This is a genomic window from Rossellomorea oryzaecorticis, from assembly GCF_045897515.1.
Lineage (GTDB): Bacteria > Bacillota > Bacilli > Bacillales > Bacillaceae_B > Rossellomorea > Rossellomorea enclensis.
Map to the genome: position 1 here is coordinate 194,775 of NZ_JBJOSA010000005.1, position 23,724 is coordinate 218,498.

The following is a 23,724-nucleotide window of genomic DNA, read 5'->3' on the forward strand; positions in this document are numbered from 1 at the left end:
GGACTCTGGTAATATCATTACCATGTTACCACCTCCTGCATCATTTCTGATTCTTATTATAAATGAATTTCAAAAAAACTGTTACCCGGTGTTTTGTCCTGTGTGGTATAATTTTCTAAATTTCACAAAGGGGTGGAAAGATTGTTTTCATTTAAAGTAAATGAGGATATTTCATTGGAATTATTTCAGCAGCATCATAAAGAGGAATTGTATGAATTGATTGACAGCAACAGGGCACATTTGCGCGCGAGGCTTCAGTGGGTGGACAAGCGTCAATCTCCTGATGATTTGATACCGATCATTCCAATCTGGATCCGCAATTATGCCGATAATAACGGATTTGATGCGGGCATTCGTTTTCAGGGAAAATTAGTGGGGATGATCGGTCTTCATTATATTGATTGGAAGACGAAATCTACGAGCATCGGTTACTTTTTATCAGAACAAGCTCAAGGAAAGGGAATCGTCACGAGCACAATAATAGCATTATTAAACTACGTTTTTACTGAATTAGAGCTGAACCGTGTTGAAATTCAGTGTGCTGTTACAAATTCCAAAAGCATTAGAATCCCTGAGCGCCTTGGATTTCAAAAAGAAGGAGTTAAGCGGGACGGACAATGGCTGCATGATCATTATGAGGACATTGTTACATACAGCATGCTTGCTGCAGATTGGACTCAGATAGGAACTGATTCTTAACCAAATCTTACTTAGTCAGATTGCTGCATACAGTATTCTTCAATAACCTTGTTATAGCAGCGTATACCATAACGTTATCAATCTGCTATCAATTGATAGCAGATTGATATACTTTATCTAACTAGTCCATATATACAAGTGTCCGTCACACGCTTCCCATCGACAGACAAATCTTCATTCTTCAAGATGCCTTCTAACTCATACCCCAGGTGTTCTGGAATCTTTCTGCTTCTGATATTCCCACTTTCACAGCGGATCTCGACCCTTCTTCCACCAAGTTCATTTAATGCAAGCTCTGTCAGTCTTCCTACTGCTTCCCGCATATATCCTTTACCGCTCATTCTTGCATCGATCCAATAACCTATTTCAAACTTAGGCACATCCCAATCGATATTATGAAATCCTGTCGATCCGATGAATCGGTGGGTTTCTTTGCAAAATATCAGGTACCTGAGAGCTTTACGTGTTATGAATTTCGCATGCGCTTCCCTGGTGTTAGCTTCTGTCTCATCAACTTCAGGCAGGATTTGCGCGAATCCAAGCCACGGCTTTAGTTCTGCATACGAGGCTTTGATCGCTCCATTTACCTCCTTCCCGTCACCCGGCATCGGCATCCGTATTATCAGTCTCTCCGTCTCGATGCTGCCTGGTACTTCCTTTAATATGTAATCCACATTCATCATCTCTCTTCTCCGCTATCTATTTATTCCCTTTTTCATGTTTGTAAAGTATGTATGCAAAATAACTCCCGCCTACAATCATCAGAACCGCAGATGAATTCATAAATGTAAAATCCATCACGTAATCTTCAGTTGAATAACTCCCTGCCATTGCCGCCTGGTAAGCTGCCTTTCCGACCATGGGCATCATGATATTGAGAATGCCTGTAATAAACAAAACTGAAACACCCAAAAAGGCACAAAGACAAGCAAAGAAAAATAGAATATTTTTCATCTGTCGCTCACCCTTTCATTCTCTTCAAATTTTACCTGCAAAAATCAATTTCTTCTTTGCCCTGAACAATGCCGTTGTTTCGGTTAATGACGACTTCATAGCCCTCACACTTGGAATTATCTCTTTCGTCGAGCAACTCAACGCTGACTTCCTTTCGCGTTATTTGAATGTCTTTTATTTTATAAGGTGTAGATTCAAGCTTTGAAGGGGGCTTCCACCACCCTGCCAAGTACCTTTGCGATATCTCGGCAGCAAGCGTCCTGTTTACCGGTAACTCAGATTGTTCGATAGGTAGAGTCCGTGCATCATTCCAAAGGAAAATACCAATCATGATGATAATACCTGCCCCCGGGAATATTAATAATTTCAAATTCACTCTCTTTCCTTTCCTCCCTTAACAGCATGAACGTTGAATCAGCTCATTCTTTCCATTCAATTACCTTGCCGACACCAATCTCAAAAGTATTCTTCCCGTCAAAAACATGAGCTGGCTGTTTCCCAATTACCTTAATTTGATTACCTTGTACAGCAATCCCCGTCTCCTCAGATAAAGCAATAACTGGCTTATTCCACTTGGACGTTAAAGAATGGATGAAACCTTCTTGACCTCTTTCATAATGACAATGAATCGCATAACTACCAATGCAGCCCAGCCCCGAATAATCCATCATACCTGTAGTGTTATCATCATTGAGTGCGCAGGTTTCAATATGGCTGCCAAGGATGATTCCCCCTGCACTTCCCCCATATACGATGCCGCCCTCCGAAATATATTGACTCAGCAGCTCAGAAAATTTCGTATCCTTCAACTTTTTCAATAGGTGAAAGGTGTTGCCCCCTCCGATATATACAGCCGAGAAACACCGTAAATCCTCTAATCTCTTATCATCTAAATCAGTCCACATCTCAAAACATGTTACACCCAGCGGACGAAATACCCCAGTGAGCCACTCATAACACTCATTATAAGCTTCGACATTCGCCTCCATAGCGACCGGGATATATAAAAGACGCTGATCGATATTCAGCATCGAAGCAAAATACTCATCTATTATTCTTGTCTGTATTTCGTCCCCACCGCCTGATAGTATCAATTTCTGCAATTTCACCCCCCCTTCCTACATCTTCATTCTACCATTCACCTGTAAAGAATCTCCATGTAATCCTTCGAAAGATACTTTAATTTGTAAATTTTCCATATATAAGGTTGAGAAAAAATGGGACCGAATTCCTACGAATAATGGGCTGATGATAAGGTGTTTCAGGAAACTTTTCTTAAAAACCAGCATGAAATTACATTTTAATATATTATTTTCTATTTATTTCCATCCACTTCCACCCAGATGGTATTCTGTATTTTCAGATAGTTTGCTAGAATCCTATTTAGCGGGATGCAATACATACAAGACTGTCTTAACAAGCATCTCCAGATTGATTGAAAGGGGGAAACGGTAAGGAATTACGATTAAATCAATTTGTCGTTATGGAACTGTCTTACTCTAAAAAAAGAAAATGGAGGAATACGTGCATGAAATTCAAAAAGATCGCTGCATTATCATTAGCTGCATCCCTCGCCATCTTCCCTAGTTTCGGAGGAAGTGCATTTGCGAAGGATTCTACCTCTTTGGATCTCGCTTCAAAAAATAACACCGTAAATAAAAGCCTTGATAAAAGTGAATATGTGAAGGGTGAAGTAATTGTTAAATTTAAAGATTCTGCATCGAAATCGGCCAAAGGCAATGTACTTAAAAGTATGAAAGCCTCTGAGGTTGAGGACAAAGATGCAGTTGAATCACCTTTTAAAGTCCTTAAAGTCGGCAATGTAGAAGCAGTTGTCAAAGCTCTGAATAATAATCCGAACGTGGAATATGCCGAACCTAACTACAAATTGTCTGCAACATGGACACCAAATGACACCTATTACCAAGGCTATCAATACGGACCTCAAAATACTTACACCAATTATGCATGGGATTATACCCGCGGAAGCAGCGGTCAGGAAATTGCAGTACTAGATACTGGTGTTGATTACAATCACCCTGACCTCGATGGCAAAACGATACGCGGATATGATTTTGTTGATAACGATTATTACCCGATGGACTTAAATGGACATGGTACTCACGTAGCAGGTACTGCTGCTGCAGAAACAAATAACGGAACTGGTGTCGCAGGAATGTCGCCAAATACTAAAATCCTGGCAGTCCGAGTACTCGATGCAAATGGAAGTGGTTCTTTAGCGGACATCGCCGATGGTATCCGTTACGCTGCAGACCAGGGCGCAGAAGTAATCAACATGTCATTAGGCTGCGATTGTTCAACTCCGACTTTGGAAAGCGCAGTCAATTATGCATGGAATAAAGGAAGTGTCATAGTAGCGGCTGCAGGGAACGATGGAGTTTCGACTACATTTGAGCCGGCATCCTATGCTAATGTCATCGCCGTTGGTGCAGTTGACAGCTATGACCGAAAAGCATCTTTCTCTAATTATGGGACATGGGTGGACGTCACTGCACCGGGTGTAGACATTGCTTCAACCGTACCTAATAATGGTTACGCATATATGTCTGGTACATCAATGGCTTCCCCGCACGTAGCAGGACTTGCCGGATTGCTTGCTTCACAAGGACGCAGCAACGTACAGATCCGTCAGGCAATCGAGCAGACTGCCGATCCGATCAGCGGCACAGGATCTTATTTTGAACATGGGCGCATCAACTCATATGATGCTGTAAGATATTAATCTATCAACAAGCTCCCCCGTGCCTCTCCGGCCCGGAGGGAGCTTGTTTTAAAAACAGGAGGAGAACAAATGAGGAAATTAGCAGGTGTTGGTTTATCAGTAGGTTTATTGACGGGGTTATTCGCTGCAGGGAGTGCTTCTGCCGCTCCGCAGGCATCGGTGCAATGGAATGCTGAGTCAGGGACACCCGAGTTTGTATCAGGTTCACTGAACGCTCCGTCCAAGGGAAAGGCGGAAGCCATCGTACTTTCTTACCTGAATAATAACAAACAAACGTTCAAGTTGACTGATAAAGGTGCGAAAGAACAATTCAAAGTATTATCTGTTAAAAAGGACGGGCTCGGCAATACTGTCGTCCGCTTTCAACAGATGTTCAAAGGTGTACCCGTTTGGGGCTCAACCCAATCGGCTCTTGTAGATGAAAGAGGAGTCATCAAAGCATTCTCGGGGGCTGTGGCAGCCAACCTGGATAAGAAGAACTTGAAGGCAGCAAAAAAAATAAACTCCACTAAAGCCCTGAAAATCGCTAAAAAGGATTTGAACATCGAACCCAAACTTGAAAAAGAAGCAACTCCTGAACTGGTTGTTTATACAGAAGATGATTCTGCCAAGTTCGCATACTTCATTAACTTGAATTTCCTCCAGCCAGAGCCGGGGAACTGGAACTATTTCATTGATGCCTATACAGGGGAAATCCTCAACAAATATAATGATATGCACGAAGTGAGCGGTACGAATGCAACAGGGACCGGTACAGGCGTACTTGGAAACACAAGGAATCTTAATACTACGCTGGCCGGAAGCACTTATTATCTTCAGGACAACACCCGCGGCGGCGGAATATACACATACGATATGGATAATATGACTTTCTTCCCTCAATTCTTCCTCCCTGGTTCATTATGGAGTGACAGTGATAATGTATACAACGACTCTTATGATGCAGCAGCGGTTGATGCACATTTTTTCGCCGGGCAAACTTACGATTATTATAAAGAAAATTACAATCGTGATTCCTACGATGATAATGGAGCTCAACTGGTATCTTCCGTGCATTACAGCAGTGGCTACAATAATGCATTCTGGAATGGTTCTCAAATGGTTTACGGGGACGGGGACGGCAGCACTTTCGCACCGCTTTCAGGCGGGATCGACGTCGTCGCCCATGAGTTGACTCATGCCGTTACAGATTATTCTTCCGACTTGGTCTATCAAAACGAGTCTGGTGCTTTAAACGAAGCGATTTCGGATATCTTTGGAACCCTTGTGGAATTTGAAAAAGGTGAAGATCCTGATTACGAAATCGGTGAAGATATTTACACTCCAGATTCAAGCGGTGATGCCCTCAGATCCATGAGCGATCCGAGCAAATACGGTGACCCTGACCATTACTCCGTCCGTTACACTGGAACTCAGGATAACGGCGGCGTTCACATCAACTCTGGGATCATCAACAAGCAAGCTTATCTATTAAGCGAAGGCGGTACGTTCTACGGTATAACCGTACCGGGCATCGGACGAGAGAAGCTTGGTGACATCTATTACCGCATGAATACTGTATACCTCACTTCTTCCTCTACTTTCACTCAGGCAAGAGCGGCAGCTGTACAGGCGGCATCGGACCTCTATGGAAGCGGTTCGGCAGAGGTGAATGCAGTGAACCTTTCCTTTGATGCAGTCGGAATCTATTAAACATAAAAAATACCAGCAGAGATTCTTCTCTGCTGGTTTTCTGTTATTAATGATTTACAACCTTATCAAGACCACCCGGCTTATTATGAACTGCCAGTTTATCCATTAATTTATTACTTTCTGAGTTAAGCCCTGTCAAATTGACCCTAACACCATTCTGGTGGTATTTTAACACGATTTTATCAATTGCACCTACCGCTGAATCATCCCAAAGATGTGCATTTGTCAGATCCAAAGTCACTTCCTTTACATCTTCAGTAAAATCGAAGCTTTCAACGAAATCTGTCACGGATGCAAAGAATAGTTGTCCAGACACCCGGTATACTTTCTTATGGGTTTGTTCAGATGCCATAGTTGTAATCTCCACTTTTGAAATCTTAGAAGCAAAGAATATAGCACTTAAAATGATTCCTACCAGTACTCCCTTTGATAAATCATGCGTTAACAGTACTGTAATGACAGTAGCCAGCATAACAATTGTATCGGTAATCGGTGTTTTATGCAGGTTCATGACTGATCCCCAGTCGAACGTCCCGATCGATACCATGATCATGACACCTACAAGTGCAGCCATTGGAATCTGAACAAGGAAATCATTCAAAAGCAGGATTAGGATCATCAAAAATGTCCCTGCAACAAAAGCAGATAGTCTGCCCCTTCCGCCGGATTTAACATTGATGACTGATTGTCCGATCATTGCACAGCCTGCCATTCCGCCGAAAAAACCTGAAACGATATTGGCCATACCCTGTCCCTTCGCTTCTTTATTCTTATCACTAGAAGTGTCGGTCATGTCATCGACAATCGAAGCAGTCAGTAATGACTCGACCAATCCCACAATCGCAATCGATAAAGAATAAGGAAAAATTATTTGCAGCGTCTCAAAGGTAAATGGAATATCAGGGATTAAGAATACTGGCAATGTTTGAGTCAATTCACCCATATCTCCGACTGTTCTAACCCCGGTGCCAGCCAGGACAGAAAATATTGTAACAGCGATGATTGCTACAAGCGGTGAAGGAACTGCTTTCGTAAAATGCGGCAATATATAAATAATGGCAAGAGCAGCAGCCACCATAGCGTACATAATCCATTCTTCTCCTGCAAAATGCGGTAATTGCGCAGTGAAAATCAGGATGGCCAGTGCGTTGACGAAGCCAATCATGACTGAACGTGGAACAAATTTCATTAAACGCCCTAATTTAAGGACCCCCATGAGAATTTGAATCACCCCTGTCAGGATTGTAGCAGCAAGCAAATATTTCAACCCATGCTCAGCTACCAAAGTTGTCATCAATAATGCGGTCGCTCCTGTCGCAGCAGAAATCATTCCTGGACGTCCACCTACAAACGCAATGACAACTGCAATACAGAATGAGGCGTACAGCCCGACCATTGGATCGACACCGGCGATGATCGAAAATGCTATTGCTTCAGGGATCAATGCCATCGCTACGACCATACCTGCCAGGATGTCTCCGCGGATGTTTCCAAACCATTCATATTTAATTTTTGAAGATAAATTCATAATGCACCTCTTATGTTTTTTTGTCGTGACTTTCAACTCTCATGAAAGTCGGGGCCGTTTTACACAAGGCACATTATATAACGGATATATCCATTTGTGAACTTCTGATGTAAGCGGAATCATAAATGATTATCTTTCATTTTTTACGTTTCTCTTTCATTTTCTATATGTTTTAAAATTATATAAAAAAAGATACAATTATACTGTGAAAATAGGTGTAAAATAGAATATATTCAGAAATTCGTCTATTAAGGGGGGGTTCTATGTTCAAAAAAATATTGCTTGCTACCGACGGTTCCGAGCATTCCATCAGGGCAGCTGATAAAGCAGTTTCACTTGCTTCATTAGAAAGCGGTGCAGAACTTCATATCGTTTATGTGATAGATGCCAAACAATCAAAAGATGATGTACTTCAGCACTGGGGCAGGGACGTCTCAGACAAAAGAAAATACAAACTTCAAATGATTGAACAAAAAGCGAAACATGCGGAAGTGAAGTACGAAACAATAATTTTGCACGGAGAACCAGGGCCTGCGATCGTTGAATTCGCAAACAGGAATGTGTATGATGCGCTGATAATTGGAAGCCGCGGCCTCAACACCCTGCAGGAAATGGTGCTCGGGAGTGTCAGCCATAAAGTGGCAAAACGGGCAAAATGTCCCGTCATGATTGTGAAATAGAAAAAAGCTTGAGGGGGTCCTCCCTCAAGCTTTTTTCATCCTTTGTATAAATAATCAAATATCACCGGAACCCGTTCTCTCCATGCCACCTCGTTATGAGCAGCACATTCTACAATATCAAATCGACAATCCTGCACTTTATCATGAAGTAAATTATAAATATCTCTGCTTGAATTTATGTATGTAAGATCGTCATGCTCTCAGTATTTTCTTTTGTTCCGATATCCATATAAAACCGTTCAATATTGGATAAGTCACTCTCTTTTATCAGTTCTTCAATCTCCTTCTGATTGAACCAATATGCAGATGAGATGGAAGCCACCCTTTTAAAAGCATGGGGGTGCACGCAAGCTGCATATGTAGAAATAAGTCCGCCCATCGAACTGCCTGCCATACTAGTTTCTCCCGGCAAAGTACGATACATTTCATCGATCATAGACTTTAATTCATGAACGATAAATTCGACATACTCCTTTCCTTCTCCCCCGATTGACTGCCGCTCTGCAGAGAACACATCGCTCATTTCATTACTTTTCCATGGTCCATACTCATCTAACCTCTTTAATCCTTCATTACAGTCGATTCCAACTACAATCACATCTAAATCACTTTGGTCAAGATAATCCCCTATTCTCCAGGACATACCATACCCCGCATCTGAATCCTTATATAGGTTCTGTCCGTCATGCATATAACACCGGATAGCGTCTTGTCACGTCTTCCCCGTATGTATTGGGCAGGTATATACGTATCTGTCTTTTTCTCTTAAGAGGTGTGATTTCCACTTCAAAATTCTCGTACATTCTTTAACCTCCTTCTACTGAACATACGAATAGTTTACCATGTACGATCTAAACATTTTTGATAATATGTAACTGATAAAAGAAAAAAGAGCGGCCCCACGGTGCCGCTCTTTTTTCTTTTATTCATGTTCACTGTGATTATAGGAACTTTCAGGCAAAGTATCCCAGAAAGAAGTATCTGCTTCATTAATGGAACCATCTGCAATGGCTTTAGCTGTGGCCTCCATTCCGATGACTGCTTGTTTGATCAAATATCCATTACTCTTCTGACCAAGTACGTAATCATCCCTGTAATGATCTGCCATTCCCCTCATTTCAAAAAGCAGCGTTGCAATTCCGTACTCGACTGCCAGACCATTTCTTGAAATGGTCTGGGCAGAACCGCCAATATATTTAGATAGCGTGCCAAAACCTCTGCTTTCGACAGTATCATATAATACTGCCCCGAGCTGCTTGGATTTTCTAACGACTTCAGGGTCTACTTCTTCATTTGTTGGGTATAAAATAGATCCGGATACCAGTTCATCAGTATCCCCTAAAGTAGTCTCTGCTCCTTGGTGATGGAGGTCAATCATATAATCTGGTGAATATTTTTGCAGGACATTTTCATGCAGCGCGCGTGTCTCAGGCTGTTGGCGAGCTACGTGATCACGGTTCAGGTCCACTTCATTTGCATTATATCGAGTATGCGTACCTGAGACATAATCGTCTAAAGAAAAGTTAACGTCACCCTCGGCCCCATCCACATTTAAACGGGGAGCAACCAGGATGTTTACATTCTCCAACATTTCTTTTACTTCCTTGGAATTGGAAGTGAGGTGTTGAATGAATTTAAGGGCACCTTCGGTTGTTAAAGTTTCATTGCCATGCTGCTGGGTCAAGTATAATACCGTGGGGTTACTCTCGTTATTTCCGAACTTCGCCAGATATAAGTCCCTGCCTTTTACGGATTGACCGTAAACTTCCAGTGAAAGGGCTTCTGACTTAGCATCAAGACGTTCAAGCAGCTTTACCATTTCTTCATAACTGTGCAGACGTTCATTCTTGATGGTTTCATTACCATTATAGAAGGGTCCATCTGCCGAAACAGGAGAAGTAGGTACTGTCATTGAGATTCCGGAAGCGATCAATAAACCAGATACTGTACATTTAATCCATTTCTTATTCATTGTTTTCCCCCTTTTTATTTTATCGATCTTTTAACATATTTGATTCATAGAGTATGAAACCCTTTACTATCCGGAAAGATGAAACAAATGAACCTGGTTACGTAAGTCCGAATGGTGAATATTGACTAAAAATGATGTAGAAAATTACCTCAAACTGATTCGTTGTGCCAGAAACCAATGGACTTGATAAGCGGGCCGTTTTTTAACGTGGGGATCTTGTTGAACTGGGGGTGAACTGTTTCAGGTTAAAAGTAAAACCCGAATCAATTTGAATCTCGTGATTCAAATTGATTCGGGTTAATTAGTATTGGTATTGAGAATACATTTGCCCTTTTTCATCAACATATATTGATGTTAGAATTGTCCTCTTAAATTTCTCATTATTTTTGTTGCCATTTACATCTACTGTTAGATTGTATACCCCTTCTCCAAGCTCAGGAAGTTTGAAAGTTTGATCTTTCATTTTTAGTTTACTTTTTTTCAGTTTCCCATTTTTATAGTATTCAATTGAAATTTCGGTTTTGAACTTGACTTTACTGTTTTTTCCTTTCAATTTTATTGAATTTGAGCTTATTTGGACATCCACTGAGTCATTAAATTCACTATCGTATATGACGTTCATTAAATAAGCCTCTTTTTTGGGGGATCGGGCATGTACTTTCCACTCGCCTGCTTTAGGAAATGGAATCGTTAGACTGTGGTGATAACCTCCTTCAAAAACACCATCTGCTTCTGATGTTGATGTTGATTTTGAAAAATATGTGTCATCCCCATCAGGGTCTTCCAGAGTCAGGATCGAATCTTTGTGATTGCTGATCCAGTCGATCGTTATTGAATTTGTACCGTCTTCTACTGTTATGGGTTCTTGTTTAGATCCAGTATATTCTCCTCCCCTGATGTATGAAGATGCCGTCTCCTTTTCAGTAACTTTCAATTTTTGTACTGCGTCTAAATCAGCACCTGAAGGTATGCTTTCATTTAAGTAGCCATTAAATAAATTGAATGTAGCGGAACCTTCTTTTATTTGTGAATGGTTCCATGAACCGGTTCCCAGATGGGATGCATAAGGCAGACGTGAACTGTTCACGGTCACCGCACCATCATTACTTCCATATGAGCTGAGGTACAGTCCTCCCCAGTAAAGTGAACTGCCAAAACTCCCCCACTTAGTGCCTGCGACAGTATAAAAAGGTACCCTGCCAACATTAGTATGGGTATCCGTTAGTTCCCGGAAGTAGTTCATATACCCTGTTTGGAGAGAGTATGTTGCATCATTTTTACTTCCGAGGATCCCTGCAAGCCACCCAGCCCAGCTGCTGTATGCGAGGTCGGCGAGCTCTGAGCCATTATGCGGTGAAGATAGTGTGATTACACGTGCAACATATGGATAAGCACCGTAATGAACAAGGGCAGATTGCGTATCTACACCGCCTTTACTATGTGCCACAATGACAACTTTTTCTCCGAAATATTGATAGATATCGCGTATTTTCCCCGCCAGAAGTGCTCCATTGTCCCACATTGTTTTAGTTGGATAAAGATCGATAAAGGCTGTTTCATAACCATTCTGATAGGCAGTATTATACATATCATTTTCATCCCACCATGTATTGGAGGAAGAATTCAGCCCGTGAACGAATAATACCGGATACTTAGACGGTGAAGAGTATGAAGGAGTCGTACCCACATACCACTGACCGGGAACACCTGAGGGATCATCTTTTCCGAAATCCCCGGCCATTCTTAAAGTTGGAAACATAAATACAAGAGCAACAATAAGAAATCCCAGTTTCTTTACCATAACATCTCCCCATTTCCATAATTATGAAACCTGTAAATTATATCGGCGGACAGCTTTTCATATTACGGGGCATCTTAACTTGATAGAAATGAACTATGTCCCATTCGTTCATCTGTTTTTCGCTATACGTATTTGTGTAACATTTTTCATGTATACTCTTCACTTCAAACGCAAGAATAAATAGTATCAAATGGAATGGGAGTTTTTTTATGACAATGAGGATCATTCTTTTTATCGGGTTTCTTTTACCCTGGTTGACCCTTTTCTTTGCCAAACCTGATACGATCAGGAGATTTATGCCTGTCACCATTTTTACTTGTTTACTAATGACCATTGTCTTTCAAATCGCCTATACCTATGATTGGTGGGTGATTCATGAATACATCGTTCCATGGGGGTATATGATTGATGTGAGCTTTGCCTATGGCGTATTTGCAGTAGGGACGTTTTGGATCTTCCGATTCACATATCACAGTTTCCCAAAATTTATAGCGACCAATTTCATCATGGATGCATTCATGTGTTACGCAGCTCTTCCCCTGCTGGACCTCATGGGGATAGCAAACTATAAAAACATAACACCATGGCAGTATCTCCTGGTGATTTTCGGTATTTCATTCATCATTTATTTCTACCATAATTGGCAGGAAAAAATATTTGTTGATGAAGGGCAATAAAAAAAACGTTGGAATGTCCAACGTTTTTCACTCGTTTTTCCCCCTTTTAATGAAACGCCACGCCAAGTAAGCGAAATAAAGTGGAGCAGCAATATAAATCAAGTAAGGGAATTGTTCATATGTACCTTTATATATGACATACAATAGTGCGCCAATGAATACTGTAACGATTGTCCCGTATTTCGGAAGCGGTATTTCTTTGAAACTTGGGATTCGGATCCTGCTTACCATCAGAAAACACATCGCCGTAAAAATGACAGATGTCACTATATTAGGGATACGGTCTCCGAATAAGGTCAGAATGGCCAAAATTCCGCCAGCTGCTGTAATCGGCACCCCGATAAAATAATGCAGGGATGACTTGGGCGGACTGGTATTGAAGCGCGCCAAACGATAAGCTCCGAACAAGGGCAGCAGACCTGCAACAAAAAATCCCAGCAGGCCGAATTGGTAAAACGAAGTATAGTAAACAAGGAAAGACGGCGCTACACCGAAAGTAACGATATCCGCGAGTGAGTCCAGTTCCTTTCCAAGGGTGCTGTCAGCATCGAGCATCCTGGCTAATCTGCCATCCATACTGTCCAGCATCATTCCAATAATGATCAGTACTGCAGCATTCTTGAATTGCCCATTTGCAGCAAAGCCGATTGATAAGAATCCGCAGTATAAGTTTCCAAGTGTCAAGGCATTAGGTATTTTCTTTGTCAATTTCATTTGTCTTCTCCAGTCTGTGCTAAACATACTTATAGAATACCATTTTTTTGACGATGATGAAGGAATATATATAAAATTCGTTCCCAAATGTACGTACTTTTTCATATGATAAAGTACATCCTATAAAAAAACGTTTACATTTACACTCATTCATAATAAGATTCTCAGTAGATTATGTATATAGTTGGTGAAACATGTTTAAAAAATATGCCAGAACTTTAAAGTGTCTGACTCTGAAGCTATTAAGAATAAAAGATAACTCACATAAAATATCCCTTGGCTTCACCTTGGGATTAATGGTCAATTTTGTGCCTTCGTTTGGAATCGGTCCCGTATTATCAACATTAATCGCTAAAATATTCAAAGGAAACGCGTACGCAGGATTAGTCGGGGGTGTTTTTCTGATCTGGGCATTCCCCTTGTGCTTTTATATTAATTATCTTGTCGGGAACCTGTTAATCCCTGTGGAAGTCACCCATGCAAATACAGTTACTAATGCCGTATATTCAGTCCATCATTCTGCAGTTGAAATTGGTAAGGCATTTATTATTGGCATGGTGGTCAATGTCATTTTTTTTGGAGTGATCGTTTATAAAGTTGTACATGCACTTATCTCCAGACACCGGCACAGTCTATTGACATTTGTCCATAAAAAATGGAATGTTTGATCCATACTTTAATTTTGCTGCAGTCTGTACTAGTCCCCCTGTTTTTGTTATAATTTTACTATTAAGTATGATTTATGAACGAGATTCCAATGTAACAAGGAGGCAAAAAAATGACTGGGACGATAGCAGTTATCATGATTTTCTCCATACCTATCATTGCAATTTTCACAGACCATATTCAAAAACAGTCAAGGACTAAACAAAAGATGATTGAAGATCAATTAAAACTGGAGCAATTGAAGCATGAAAATTTTGTAATTGAAACCGAAAAAATGAAACTGGAACTCAAGCAAATGACACTTAACGAACCTGAGAAGGATAGTAAAGTATTATAAGCTAGTATTAATAAACCTGCTGAAATCAGCGGGTTTATTTTTTTGATTTAAATCAATTTCATCTATAGATACAACGCAAAAACAGGAGAAAAAAAAGAAATAATACTTGAACAAACGTGAACAAACACGTACAATAAAGAAAAGGAGGAATATTATGGTATATCGAGTACGAACATATTGCATCAAACCTGATGTTTTAGAAACATTCAATTCATTTTTCTACGAATTTTTGCTTCCCAATCAACTTCGTTTCGGCGCAAAACTCATTGGAAGATGGATCAATGAAGACAAAACGCAAATTACGGCAATATGGGAATATAAAGATAAGCTTCAATACATCAATATCGAAAAAAAGATCAAAAAAACAAAATTGCATAAACAAGCACAAAACAGAAAATCGGAACTTGGCTCATTATATCTATCCACTTCCCAGGAATTCTGGTATATGACCGGAAACTATCATTTTTTAGGAGGAAGACAATGAAACCGATCATTCAGAAAGAAATTGATATGCCTCAGCTCAGTCCAGAACAAATTGATTACATAACAGAACTTACTTTCGGAAAGATTGAAAAGATTAAATCCTGTGATGCAATTTTTGTATTTGCGGGAACACATCCAGGCCATTGGGAGAAAGCAATCGAGGCGTACAACCTGAACCTTGCACCAAAGGTCATAGTGACGGGCGGCAGAAGTCTCACGGGAGAGTCTCACCCTGACTGGTCTGGCCGATCGGCTTCAGCAGAAACAGAGGCTTCCATCATTATCTCTTATTTGGTAAAAGCGGGGATTCCTGAAGAGAATATTATCTTTGAAGACCAATCTTCGAATTCATTAGAAAATGTATTATATGCGAAAGACCTTATTGATTTTAAAAAAATCACTTCCCTGCTGGTAATATGCAAAAGTCACGCGGCCGGGCGGCAGATCAGGACGCTGCAGAAGCACTTTCCGGAGACGATGGAATACATCCCCTTTTCATTCGATACAATCTATAAAAATACTACAGTGAGCCGCCACAATTGGATGAACTCAGATCTGGGAAAGAAAAGAGTCTGGGGCGAATATCAAAGGATCGTCCACTACGGTCAACTTGGCCACCTCATCCCTCCAACTGAAAAATTGTAAATGAAAGATCACAGTCCGGCAGACAAACCGGACTATTTTTATTCCCTTATTTAGCCAATGAGAATTTATCATCATTTTCAGAAAATAGTATACTATTTTATTGTTAATGTTTAATATATTAGACAATAACTGTATGAAATGGGTGATCAGGTTGAAAGAAATGATGTTGGGAATAATGGCTTCTATGTTCTTCGCTGTAACGTTTATATTAAACAGGTCTATGGAACTTTCAGGCGGAAGCTGGCTTTGGAGCTCATCGCTGAGATTTTTGTTCATGGTACCCTTTCTTGTCCTGATCGTAATGGTAAGAAGAAACATGAAGCAAGTGCTTTCGGAAATGTGGAAGAATCCCCTCCCTTGGTTACTATGGAGCTTTGTCGGATTCGTGTTATTCTATGCACCGATTACTTATGCGGCAGCTTATGGCCCTGGATGGCTTGTAGCAGGAACGTGGCAGCTTACCATTGTCGCCGGGACTCTGCTTGGCCCGTTATTCATGAAAGAGGTCATAACTAATTCGGGAGCAGTAAAAGTGCGTCAAAAAATACCATTCCGTTCACTTTTCATTTCCCTATTCATCTTGTGCGGGGTGATTCTCATCCAAATTCCGAATGCAGAAGGAATGTCTGTAAATATGATAATGAGCGGCATCATTCCAGTTGTTATAGCGGCATTCTGTTATCCTCTTGGTAACAGAAAAATGATGGAAGTAGTGGATGGGAGATTGGATACTTTTCAACGTGTATTCGGCATGACGATTGCCACTGTACCCATCTGGCTGCTTATAGCGTCTGCAGGATTTATCGATGCAGGACTCCCATCTTCCAGCCAAGTCCTCCAATCCCTTATCGTAGCAATCAGTTCAGGTATCGTTGCCACCATTTTATTCTTCATTGCAACCGACATGGTCCGGAATCATCATGGTAAGCTTGCTTCCGTCGAAGCCACTCAATCGACGCAGGTTTTATTCGTCATGGCCGGGGAGATTTTGATTTTCTCAGCCCCCCTCCCTGCAGCCTCTGCACTCTTCGGAATTGGAGTCATAGTCATCGGGATGGTCCTTCACAGCTTGAACCAGGCAGGTATGGGTAAACTCAGGAGCATGAATGAAGCTGCAGGAAGTGATGATACGCGTCAGAGTCTGCCTTTCCAAAAGTGATTTCGTGTCCTTAGTACCTTGCCTATTGATTTCCAGACTGCGATAAAGGTACTTTTTTACTTGTAATATTGTACAAGATTTGGTATCTTATGTAGGTTTACGATAACATTATGGTTACTACCTTACGGAGGCTTACATTTGATCACACTTATTAAGACATTATTAGTCAATATCACAATTCTGTTATCATTGACATACAACGCTAATATATTTTTTCCTTTCAAGGTAAAGCAGATGCTGTTTTTAAAGCATAAAATAACATACGGACTCATCGGTGCATTCGGAGCGTTTCTATGTATGCTCTATCCCATCGAGACACTGGGTAAAACCCATTTTGACTTAAGAATGATTGCTATTTTGGTAGTAACTCTATACGCTGGATGGATTTCTGGTTCTTTGGTTCTTTTGCTCGTGCTGATCTTCAGATCTATAATCGGCGGTCCTTTTGTGTCTACTGGTTTGGTTGTTTCCATTCTGGCATATTTGGTCGCGCTCGCTTTCCGGAAACTGTTTCTATCATCAGGTTCAACATTCTTTACGAGCACCGTCATTTTTTTCATCTATATGATTGTTTATTTTATTAATATTTTCATTTTCGTTCCTTTTTTACATACCGGATTTTATTTCATTTACTTTGGTGTTTTTTATCTTACATTTATTTCAATCGTCTTTATTATTGAATATTTAATCCGTACGAATAAACAAATTGAAGAAATGATGTACCTCGATAAGTTAAATATGGCAGGTCAGATGGCTGCATCCATTGCTCACGAAATTAGAAATCCGCTGGCGACCGTAAGAGGTTTCATTCAACACCTGGCCGAGGATACGAATGACAAACAGTTCAAGAAATATTCACCTTTGATTCTTGATGAACTGGATCGTACCAATAAGATCATCACAGATTATCTAAACGTATCAAGACCTGGAAAATTCGAACTTTCCTTACTGAATGCAGATAAAGTCCTTCATGATTGTGTCGAACTATTAAGACCTTTTGCCTCTTATTCGAATGTTTCGATTTTCTACAGTACATCAGGACAACATTTCATCAAAGGAGATGAACAGTATTTAAAACAGGCAATCATGAACGTCATAAAGAATGGGATTGAAGCGATAGATGGTCAAGGAGAAGTAATGATTGAAACAAAGGAAATCCCTGCATCCAATAAAATCGTAGTGACGATAACGGATGACGGAAAAGGAATGAGTCACGAGGAACTAAATAAAATTGGGCTCCCCTTTTATACAACCAAGACCAAAGGTACCGGACTCGGCAGCATGGTCACAAATAAAATCATCCGTGAGATGCACGGTATGATTGAATACGAAAGTGAACCCGGCAGAGGGACAAAAGTAAATATCTCCCTGCCATTGGCAAATCAAAAAAGTAAATAGAAGAAGAGGATGGGACAATTCTTAAGATCCCACCTCTAAAGTCGAACATTTCAGAGTAGGCTCTAAACAACGCTAATGATTTCCGTGCAAGACTTCGCTTTCCGCGGGTAGCCCGTAAGCCTCCTCGGCTTCGCCTCCGGGGTCTCACTTGTCCAGCTCCGGCGGCTAGAGACTCGAGACATAAGCCATGCCATCCAAAAAGGCAAAACCCGCCTTTCCGGATGCCCTGTCTTATGCTTGTCATCTCTGAACGAGCCGCCTCCGCTTTTCTAGCTGTCCAGCTGCAGGGCTTAGAGGCACATGTCATAAGTCAAACCGACCAAGAAGGCAAAGAGCGCCTTCGTGGCCGATTCGCCTTATGCCAACCGCCTCTTAACGAAGCCCTTCCGCTTTTCTTATAAGCTACTTTTCCCGCAGGAGTCTTCGTCTTGCACTCCAATCAACCGCTGAATAAGCTAACCCATAGATGTACAATGAACGAATTAAACCCGAACAAATTTGCCTCATTTCCTGCAAATTTGTTCGGGTTTTACTTAGACTAAATATTACATTTTCCGGGTGTACTATTTGCTAAGTGACATTACTCGAGAAACCTGAGCAGATCTCCGTAAATGATATCGTCAGACATCCCCAATTCTTTTCTGGCGATCTCTTTATAAGAATCACACTGATTATCCATAACTGCTTCCCCGTTCTTTCTTCTGTAACACATATTGTCCTTGAATATATACTTTTCTGTAACGAATCCCCCGTCCCTGAAAATGACGGGATGGTTCTTGACCCTTGTAAACAAGTTGTGACCGAATGAAAGATTTTCCCTGGATTCAATTCCCAGTAAGTGAAGGATGGTAGGACGGATATCAACTTCCCCGCCTATGGATGTGATGGTCTTTCCTTCAGTACCGGGTATATGAATAATAAGCGGAACCTGCTGAAGCTGCACGTGATTAAGAGTAGTATCTTCCATACCAAGCAGCTCCATGACACCAGGCTCATATTTTTCGGAAATGCCATAATGATCACCATAAAGTACGAAGATTGAATCCTCATAAATGCCCTCTTCCTTCAATTTCCCAAAAAATTCTTTGATCGCTTCATCTTCATACCGCACAGTCGTCACATATCGATTGACTACATCCACTTTCGTTGATGCTTCGGATATAAATTGATCCTTCTCTTCCAATAAAAACGGGAAGTGATTTGTCAGAGTTATAAAACGTGAATAGAACGGTCTCGGAAGATCCTGAAGGTAAGAAACGGACTGATCGAAAAACGGAATATCTTTTATCCCATAATTCACTGAGTTTTCTTCCGTCACCTCATAGTCTTTCTTTGAGAAGAAACGGTCGTATCCAAGAGAATCATACATTCTGTTCCGATTCCAAAAGGTGGCATCATTCCCGTGGAAAACGGCTGAATAATATCCCCCGCTTTCCTTCAGGATGTGAGGCATCCCCTTAAATACATTATCCGGATTACGCACAAACACAGATCCGCTTGCGAGCGGGTAAAGACCTGTATCAATCATGAACTCCGAATCAGAGGTCTTCCCTTGGGCGGTTTGATCATATATCTGATTGAAATAGAAGCTCTCATCCACTAGTGAATTAAGAAAGGGAGTGATTTCTTCTCCTTCGATTTTCTTATTAATGACAAAATTCTGGGTCGACTCCATACTGATCAAAATGACATTTTTCCCTTTTGCAATACCAAATAAATCAGTCTGTTCATTTTCCTTGGACTTTGTATATTTCAGGGGAGAGCTCGTGTCGTTCCTGGAGGCGGTTAACGGATTGAGATTCACACCCAAAGCGTACCCTGTGTCGTATAGATGATAATTAAAAGGACCGATAGCCGTGACCATTTGTTCCCGGTCATATACCTCCTCGAACAGGTATGGACTCTTAATCAAACCAAGTAATATAGTCAACATGACAACAGCTGTGCCGGCCAACAAATAAGTCGCCTTTTCTCTTGGTTTGATGGAAGGCATACGCCTCTTTTTCTTCAGATACCATCCAGCCCAAAGAATATCAATAAAAAGCAATACATCCCATGGACTCATCAATTCAAATGTGCTGGGGCCGATTCCACCGACATTTTTAAATTGAAACAATATCGGCAGGGTTACATAATCAGAATAAAATCGGAAATATAGTAAATCTGCATATAAAATCCCTGTTATAATCACCATCATCAGAAACAATGTAAAAGCGTGGATTTTTTTTCTGAAATAAAAGCTGACGCCGAGCACGATCATTAAAGAACCTATTGAATTGATGAGAAGCAAGCATATATCCATTAAAGAATGCGGGGTAATATTAAAGCCTGCGAGCATGACAATCAATGTTTTTATCCATAGAAGGATTAATACGATTCCGATCAGTTTGAATTTTTTTAGGTTAAGATACATTTGTTTCATTTTTGACATTTATATATACCCTATTTCCTTTACAGGAGCAATTATTTCCTTTATTGAATTGATTGCTTTCATTACTTCTTCCTCATTCTGATATCCCATCAATGCGAGCTGTACCCAATTCATATTTAGGAGATAGCCACTTTCATAGCTGAGCAGTACTCCTCTTTCCTTACATTTGTCTCCGACCACCCTGCTTGATACCCCATACGGCAATTCAATGGTGATGACCCCCGGTGAATAGTCCTGATTCCCCATTATGCGTACATCCCATTTTTCCATTGCTTCTCTGACAGCACGGGCTAAACGGAGATTAGCAACGTAATCGATATTTCTTATTGCTTCTTTTAACGAAGATATAAGATTGGAGGAATGAGTGAACGGGATGCTCCCATTTTCTGCATACAAGCCGATATCCAAGTATCGCGGTATAGAAGGATGGGACGTTAACGCATCCCTGTGAAATATAATACCAAGTCCCGGTAAAGAACCCAAACCCTTTCCGCTTACTGAAGTCGCAAGATAGCATTCTTTAAAATCTACCGGTACAACTCCTACAGAGCTGCAAGCGTCCACACACAATTCTGCATGAAATTTTTTTGATAATGCCAATATCCCCTTCAAATCATATAAATAACCGGTGGACGTTTCGCAATGTACCGTCCATATCCAGTCAGGCGAGAAGGCTTTCATAGCGGATTCGATTTCTTTAAGTGATACATCCTCTCCCCATTGCTTTTCCAAAGTTCTGAAAGACAATCCGCTTCTTTTTGCGTGATCAATCAGCCTGAAGCCAAACTCCCCGTTGGCGAGTATCAAACCATCACCTTTAAACCGCTTCAGCTGCTGAGCTGCCATGTCATTGGTGAGGGTACCGGTGCCTACCACAACTTCAGCATGATTGGCTTGGGTCAGCCGGCATAAATTAAATTTAATTTCTTCTATTTCTTTCAAAAAAGCTTCACTTCGGTGGGAAATGGGAGTCTTCCCCAATGCCCTTTTCACCGCAGGGTGAAGAGGGACCGGGCCTGGAAGGAAAGAGTGGGCTCCACTCCTTTCATTATTGAGGGTAACGTTTTCCATCAGTTTTTGAAATGCCTTTGTAGATTTCTCAAAACTCGCCTTTGTTATGTACATTGGCTGAAAACGCGCATCTTCCTCCCCAACCAGGGAAGCAAAAGGAATAAAGCCGATTCTCTTATACAATTTAAGCTGACGGACTGTACCAGAGATAAAAGCAAGATCATACCCTTCTTCAAGGCACAGTTGAACAAGCCTTTTACATAATCCGTAAAATACTCTTGTGCTCCTATACTCATCCTTTACCGAAAGAAGACGAACTTCACAAGGTTCACTGCCGGAAGGAATGAATTGATTCAGGTTAGGGATCTTATTATCCAGAGAAAACGGACGCTTGGCACGAACCGCAATCATACCAACGATTTCTTCATGGTTTTTCGCGATAATGTATGTATTTTCATCATGAAATTTATCCACAAGCAGCTTTTCTTCATTCTCCTCATGCTGCGGTATTTCATTCACAAAGGTTTGATAATTCAATTGATTGATTTGTTGAAGTTCTTTTGGATCGTCTGCAATTTTATATAGCAAGGATTGATGACCCATATATGTACCTCCTCTTAGGTGATGTAAAAAATCTTGTTCTTTCAACATTCAGGGGATAATCATCTATTTATTGTGGGACAGAATCACTGTGATGAACAAGAAGAGAAGACCACTGGGCAGGATGAATGAATCTTCAATCAAAAAAGCCGCTACGGGGATTGATGTCATAGCAAGAAACCCCGCCGTTTTATAACGATGAAGCAGCAAGTAAGCTGCCCCCATGACTGCCGCGGCAGCTCCGATTGTCAAAGGCACTAAAAATAATGCAGAAGCAAGGTAAACGACCACCCCTTTGCCGCCGTGAAACCTGAGCTGTATCGGAAATAAATGACCGATACAAAGGAATACCGCACTGAGTATTAGTGCAAAATCACTCCCTGCAAGTCCTTCCTTCACCAGGAACAAAGTAATAAACACCTTGGCAGCATCAATGAGCAAGGTTAGGAGAAACCCTTTTTTGCCAAGTATGCGTCCTGCATTTGTTGCACCTACGTTTTTGCTTCCTATTTTTCTAATATCCTGGCCTGTCTGCCATTTAATGATATAGAATGCCCCTGTTATGGATCCGGCCAGATAGGAAACCACCGAGATCACTAGAAATCCAATTATTGAATTCTCCAACGCATTGCACCTGACTTTTCTAATAAATAGTACAGAACCGATAGACCATTCTGCCTTTAAACAGAAAGAGCCTAATTAATAGACGATTATAATTTGAAAAAGTTTCATTTTTTTACATTTTTATTGAGATGGATAGGTAGATACATCAGATAGAACAGGATCAGGGAGATTGCTTCCAATGACAACAAGTACCAAGGGTAATCGCCTAAATAGTCAATTGGACTAGGATTGTATGGCTTATGAGCAAGGAACATATAATTCCCTCCAAAGGCCATATTCAGAACATATGCTGCAGCTGCGAACAGGTTCAACCCAAGAAATGACTTTATCGGGGATAGAACCGTCAACGAGAAACCTTCAACCCACCTCATATAAAAACAAGAAAGGATGATGGCTGCATGCACGATAAAAAACTGAAAAAATCTGATGTGCGGATATCCAAAAAATAGTTCTGGCGTGATCATGGCAATGAATGCACCTGTGAGACTAGCAAAAAAAGCAACTTCAAAAATCAATTTATTTCTCGTTATCAGCATGATGATACACAAATATATTGATAAGGAGCATAATTGAAACGGCAGATTCACGGCAGGAGACCATAACCCATTCAACGCATACCAAAATTGAAAAAATAATTCTCCTGCTGCAAGTGTTGCTATGAGTATCAATCTTATCGCTTTCTTGCCGTTCATGCTTAAATTGTTTCTATATTTGTATAATAGGACAATGAAAATGATCATCAGAAGGACGGCAATAATATGTGAAGCAGAATAAATTTGAAATGGAAATTCTTTATAGCGGAAATTAAACAGATCCTTCATTCTAATCCTCCTCTCTTCTATATTCTTTCTACAAACCTCATTTTCCTTTTTTAGTCATCAACTCTATCATTGGAACAAATAGAAAGAGG

The 23,724-nt window shown here is 40.8% G+C and carries 24 protein-coding genes; 11 read left to right on the forward strand and 13 right to left on the reverse strand.

Annotated features, from left to right (window positions below):
• The first annotated feature begins 141 nt into the window (after positions 1 to 141).
• A complete protein-coding gene (locus tag ACKA06_RS08540) occupies positions 142 to 699 on the forward strand; it encodes a GNAT family N-acetyltransferase (RefSeq protein ID WP_032088646.1) in 558 nt (185 codons plus the stop codon).
• Positions 700 to 812: 113 nt separating this feature from the next.
• Here ACKA06_RS08540 and ACKA06_RS08545 read toward each other — a convergent pair whose 3' ends face one another.
• From ACKA06_RS08545 to ACKA06_RS08560, 4 genes are read right to left on the reverse strand one after another with little or no spacing between them, the layout of a single operon-like run.
• A complete protein-coding gene (locus tag ACKA06_RS08545) occupies positions 813 to 1,382 on the reverse strand; it encodes a GNAT family N-acetyltransferase (RefSeq protein WP_411159431.1) in 570 nt (189 codons plus the stop codon).
• A gap of 16 nt (positions 1,383 to 1,398) precedes the next feature.
• Positions 1,399 to 1,653 (reverse strand): hypothetical protein, encoded by a 255-nt coding sequence (locus ACKA06_RS08550; protein ID WP_032088647.1) that lies wholly within the window; start codon positions 1,651 to 1,653, stop codon positions 1,399 to 1,401.
• A 31-nt stretch (positions 1,654 to 1,684) separates the two neighbouring features.
• On the reverse strand, positions 1,685 to 2,029 hold the full coding sequence (locus tag ACKA06_RS08555) for a hypothetical protein (RefSeq protein WP_032088648.1): 345 nt from the start codon (positions 2,027 to 2,029) through the stop codon (positions 1,685 to 1,687).
• Between the two features lie 43 nt (positions 2,030 to 2,072).
• The gene (locus tag ACKA06_RS08560; protein ID WP_052011619.1) at positions 2,073 to 2,756 is read right to left on the reverse strand and encodes a Type 1 glutamine amidotransferase-like domain-containing protein; all 684 of its coding nucleotides are present in this window, start codon (positions 2,754 to 2,756) and stop codon (positions 2,073 to 2,075) included.
• Positions 2,757 to 3,181: 425 nt separating this feature from the next.
• On the opposite strand from ACKA06_RS08560, the gene ACKA06_RS08565 reads away from it, so the two are divergent.
• Both ACKA06_RS08565 and ACKA06_RS08570 read left to right on the forward strand, forming a co-directional pair.
• Entirely contained in the window at positions 3,182 to 4,396 is a 1,215-nt protein-coding gene (locus tag ACKA06_RS08565; protein ID WP_032088649.1) for a S8 family peptidase, read from the forward strand.
• Between the two features lie 69 nt (positions 4,397 to 4,465).
• Positions 4,466 to 6,088, forward strand: a complete 1,623-nt coding sequence (locus ACKA06_RS08570; protein ID WP_032088650.1) for a M4 family metallopeptidase — start codon at positions 4,466 to 4,468, stop codon at positions 6,086 to 6,088.
• A gap of 46 nt (positions 6,089 to 6,134) precedes the next feature.
• Here the strand turns inward: ACKA06_RS08570 and ACKA06_RS08575 are convergent, their stop codons facing one another.
• The gene (locus ACKA06_RS08575) at positions 6,135 to 7,616 is read right to left on the reverse strand and encodes a SulP family inorganic anion transporter (protein ID WP_214874083.1); all 1,482 of its coding nucleotides are present in this window, start codon (positions 7,614 to 7,616) and stop codon (positions 6,135 to 6,137) included.
• A gap of 263 nt (positions 7,617 to 7,879) precedes the next feature.
• On the opposite strand from ACKA06_RS08575, the gene ACKA06_RS08580 reads away from it, so the two are divergent.
• On the forward strand, positions 7,880 to 8,296 hold the full coding sequence (locus ACKA06_RS08580; RefSeq protein WP_214874082.1) for a universal stress protein: 417 nt from the start codon (positions 7,880 to 7,882) through the stop codon (positions 8,294 to 8,296).
• A gap of 175 nt (positions 8,297 to 8,471) precedes the next feature.
• Here the strand turns inward: ACKA06_RS08580 and ACKA06_RS08585 are convergent, their stop codons facing one another.
• The 3 genes from ACKA06_RS08585 to ACKA06_RS08595 all read right to left on the reverse strand — a co-directional run bounded on the left by ACKA06_RS08585 (position 8,472) and on the right by ACKA06_RS08595 (position 12,069).
• Positions 8,472 to 8,939, reverse strand: coding sequence for an alpha/beta hydrolase (locus ACKA06_RS08585; protein ID WP_318293684.1), 468 nt, complete (start codon positions 8,937 to 8,939; stop codon positions 8,472 to 8,474).
• Between the two features lie 279 nt (positions 8,940 to 9,218).
• The gene (locus ACKA06_RS08590) at positions 9,219 to 10,268 is read right to left on the reverse strand and encodes a M14 family metallopeptidase (protein ID WP_058298508.1); all 1,050 of its coding nucleotides are present in this window, start codon (positions 10,266 to 10,268) and stop codon (positions 9,219 to 9,221) included.
• A 301-nt stretch (positions 10,269 to 10,569) separates the two neighbouring features.
• Positions 10,570 to 12,069, reverse strand: coding sequence for an esterase/lipase family protein (locus tag ACKA06_RS08595; RefSeq protein ID WP_411159432.1), 1,500 nt, complete (start codon positions 12,067 to 12,069; stop codon positions 10,570 to 10,572).
• A 209-nt stretch (positions 12,070 to 12,278) separates the two neighbouring features.
• Here ACKA06_RS08595 and ACKA06_RS08600 point away from each other — a divergent pair, with 209 nt between their 5' ends.
• The gene (locus ACKA06_RS08600; protein WP_214874080.1) at positions 12,279 to 12,746 is read left to right on the forward strand and encodes a hypothetical protein; all 468 of its coding nucleotides are present in this window, start codon (positions 12,279 to 12,281) and stop codon (positions 12,744 to 12,746) included.
• Between the two features lie 27 nt (positions 12,747 to 12,773).
• Here the strand turns inward: ACKA06_RS08600 and pssA are convergent, their stop codons facing one another.
• Positions 12,774 to 13,460: a CDP-diacylglycerol--serine O-phosphatidyltransferase gene (gene pssA / locus ACKA06_RS08605; RefSeq protein ID WP_032088656.1), complete on the reverse strand. Its 687-nt coding sequence runs from the start codon at positions 13,458 to 13,460 to the stop codon at positions 12,774 to 12,776.
• Positions 13,461 to 13,654: 194 nt separating this feature from the next.
• On the opposite strand from pssA, the gene ACKA06_RS08610 reads away from it, so the two are divergent.
• The 6 genes from ACKA06_RS08610 (at position 13,655) to ACKA06_RS08635 (ending at position 18,148) form a co-directional block, all read left to right on the forward strand.
• Positions 13,655 to 14,128 carry a DUF2062 domain-containing protein gene (locus ACKA06_RS08610; RefSeq protein WP_032088657.1) on the forward strand — a complete coding sequence of 158 codons (474 nt, stop codon included), beginning with the start codon at positions 13,655 to 13,657 and terminating at the stop codon, positions 14,126 to 14,128.
• Between the two features lie 110 nt (positions 14,129 to 14,238).
• Positions 14,239 to 14,463: a hypothetical protein gene (locus tag ACKA06_RS08615; protein ID WP_032088658.1), complete on the forward strand. Its 225-nt coding sequence runs from the start codon at positions 14,239 to 14,241 to the stop codon at positions 14,461 to 14,463.
• 154 nt (positions 14,464 to 14,617) lie between these two features.
• Positions 14,618 to 14,947 (forward strand): NIPSNAP family protein, encoded by a 330-nt coding sequence (locus ACKA06_RS08620; protein ID WP_052011620.1) that lies wholly within the window; start codon positions 14,618 to 14,620, stop codon positions 14,945 to 14,947.
• Positions 14,944 to 15,591 (forward strand): YdcF family protein, encoded by a 648-nt coding sequence (locus ACKA06_RS08625; protein WP_214874079.1) that lies wholly within the window; start codon positions 14,944 to 14,946, stop codon positions 15,589 to 15,591. Before ACKA06_RS08620 ends, ACKA06_RS08625 begins: the two co-directional genes overlap by 4 nt.
• Before the next feature lie 151 nt (positions 15,592 to 15,742).
• Positions 15,743 to 16,750 (forward strand): DMT family transporter, encoded by a 1,008-nt coding sequence (locus ACKA06_RS08630; protein WP_058298504.1) that lies wholly within the window; start codon positions 15,743 to 15,745, stop codon positions 16,748 to 16,750.
• Between the two features lie 138 nt (positions 16,751 to 16,888).
• A complete protein-coding gene (locus ACKA06_RS08635; protein WP_032088660.1) occupies positions 16,889 to 18,148 on the forward strand; it encodes an ATP-binding protein in 1,260 nt (419 codons plus the stop codon).
• Positions 18,149 to 18,728: 580 nt separating this feature from the next.
• On the opposite strand, the gene ACKA06_RS08640 is transcribed toward ACKA06_RS08635, so the two are convergent.
• The 4 genes from ACKA06_RS08640 to ACKA06_RS08655 all read right to left on the reverse strand — a co-directional run bounded on the left by ACKA06_RS08640 (position 18,729) and on the right by ACKA06_RS08655 (position 23,635).
• Positions 18,729 to 20,579 carry an LTA synthase family protein gene (locus tag ACKA06_RS08640; RefSeq protein ID WP_232353650.1) on the reverse strand — a complete coding sequence of 617 codons (1,851 nt, stop codon included), beginning with the start codon at positions 20,577 to 20,579 and terminating at the stop codon, positions 18,729 to 18,731.
• Positions 20,580 to 22,193, reverse strand: coding sequence for an aminotransferase class V-fold PLP-dependent enzyme (locus ACKA06_RS08645; protein WP_032088661.1), 1,614 nt, complete (start codon positions 22,191 to 22,193; stop codon positions 20,580 to 20,582).
• 63 nt (positions 22,194 to 22,256) lie between these two features.
• On the reverse strand, positions 22,257 to 22,814 hold the full coding sequence (locus ACKA06_RS08650) for a glycerol-3-phosphate acyltransferase (protein WP_052011621.1): 558 nt from the start codon (positions 22,812 to 22,814) through the stop codon (positions 22,257 to 22,259).
• Between the two features lie 104 nt (positions 22,815 to 22,918).
• Positions 22,919 to 23,635, reverse strand: coding sequence for a YwaF family protein (locus ACKA06_RS08655; RefSeq protein WP_058298501.1), 717 nt, complete (start codon positions 23,633 to 23,635; stop codon positions 22,919 to 22,921).
• Between the last annotated feature and the right edge of the window lie 89 nt (positions 23,636 to 23,724).

Excerpts from the sequence above, each read along its gene's own strand:
- ACKA06_RS08545 (WP_411159431.1), bottom strand. The coding sequence starts at position 1,382 with ATGATGAATGTGGATTACATATTAAAGGAAGTACCAGGCAGCATCGAG.
- ACKA06_RS08550 (WP_032088647.1), bottom strand. The coding sequence starts at position 1,653 with ATGAAAAATATTCTATTTTTCTTTGCTTGTCTTTGTGCCTTTTTGGGT.
- ACKA06_RS08565 (WP_032088649.1), top strand. The coding sequence starts at position 3,182 with ATGAAATTCAAAAAGATCGCTGCATTATCATTAGCTGCATCCCTCGCC.
- ACKA06_RS08570 (WP_032088650.1), top strand. The coding sequence starts at position 4,466 with ATGAGGAAATTAGCAGGTGTTGGTTTATCAGTAGGTTTATTGACGGGG.
- ACKA06_RS08575 (WP_214874083.1), bottom strand. The coding sequence starts at position 7,616 with ATGAATTTATCTTCAAAAATTAAATATGAATGGTTTGGAAACATCCGC.
- ACKA06_RS08580 (WP_214874082.1), top strand. The coding sequence starts at position 7,880 with ATGTTCAAAAAAATATTGCTTGCTACCGACGGTTCCGAGCATTCCATC.
- ACKA06_RS08585 (WP_318293684.1), bottom strand. The coding sequence starts at position 8,939 with ATGTCCTGGAGAATAGGGGATTATCTTGACCAAAGTGATTTAGATGTG.
- ACKA06_RS08590 (WP_058298508.1), bottom strand. The coding sequence starts at position 10,268 with ATGAATAAGAAATGGATTAAATGTACAGTATCTGGTTTATTGATCGCT.
- ACKA06_RS08595 (WP_411159432.1), bottom strand. The coding sequence starts at position 12,069 with ATGGTAAAGAAACTGGGATTTCTTATTGTTGCTCTTGTATTTATGTTT.
- ACKA06_RS08600 (WP_214874080.1), top strand. The coding sequence starts at position 12,279 with ATGACAATGAGGATCATTCTTTTTATCGGGTTTCTTTTACCCTGGTTG.
- pssA (WP_032088656.1), bottom strand. The coding sequence starts at position 13,460 with ATGAAATTGACAAAGAAAATACCTAATGCCTTGACACTTGGAAACTTA.
- ACKA06_RS08610 (WP_032088657.1), top strand. The coding sequence starts at position 13,655 with ATGTTTAAAAAATATGCCAGAACTTTAAAGTGTCTGACTCTGAAGCTA.
- ACKA06_RS08615 (WP_032088658.1), top strand. The coding sequence starts at position 14,239 with ATGACTGGGACGATAGCAGTTATCATGATTTTCTCCATACCTATCATT.
- ACKA06_RS08620 (WP_052011620.1), top strand. The coding sequence starts at position 14,618 with ATGGTATATCGAGTACGAACATATTGCATCAAACCTGATGTTTTAGAA.
- ACKA06_RS08625 (WP_214874079.1), top strand. The coding sequence starts at position 14,944 with ATGAAACCGATCATTCAGAAAGAAATTGATATGCCTCAGCTCAGTCCA.
- ACKA06_RS08640 (WP_232353650.1), bottom strand. The coding sequence starts at position 20,579 with ATGTCAAAAATGAAACAAATGTATCTTAACCTAAAAAAATTCAAACTG.
- ACKA06_RS08645 (WP_032088661.1), bottom strand. The coding sequence starts at position 22,193 with ATGGGTCATCAATCCTTGCTATATAAAATTGCAGACGATCCAAAAGAA.
- ACKA06_RS08655 (WP_058298501.1), bottom strand. The coding sequence starts at position 23,635 with ATGAAGGATCTGTTTAATTTCCGCTATAAAGAATTTCCATTTCAAATT.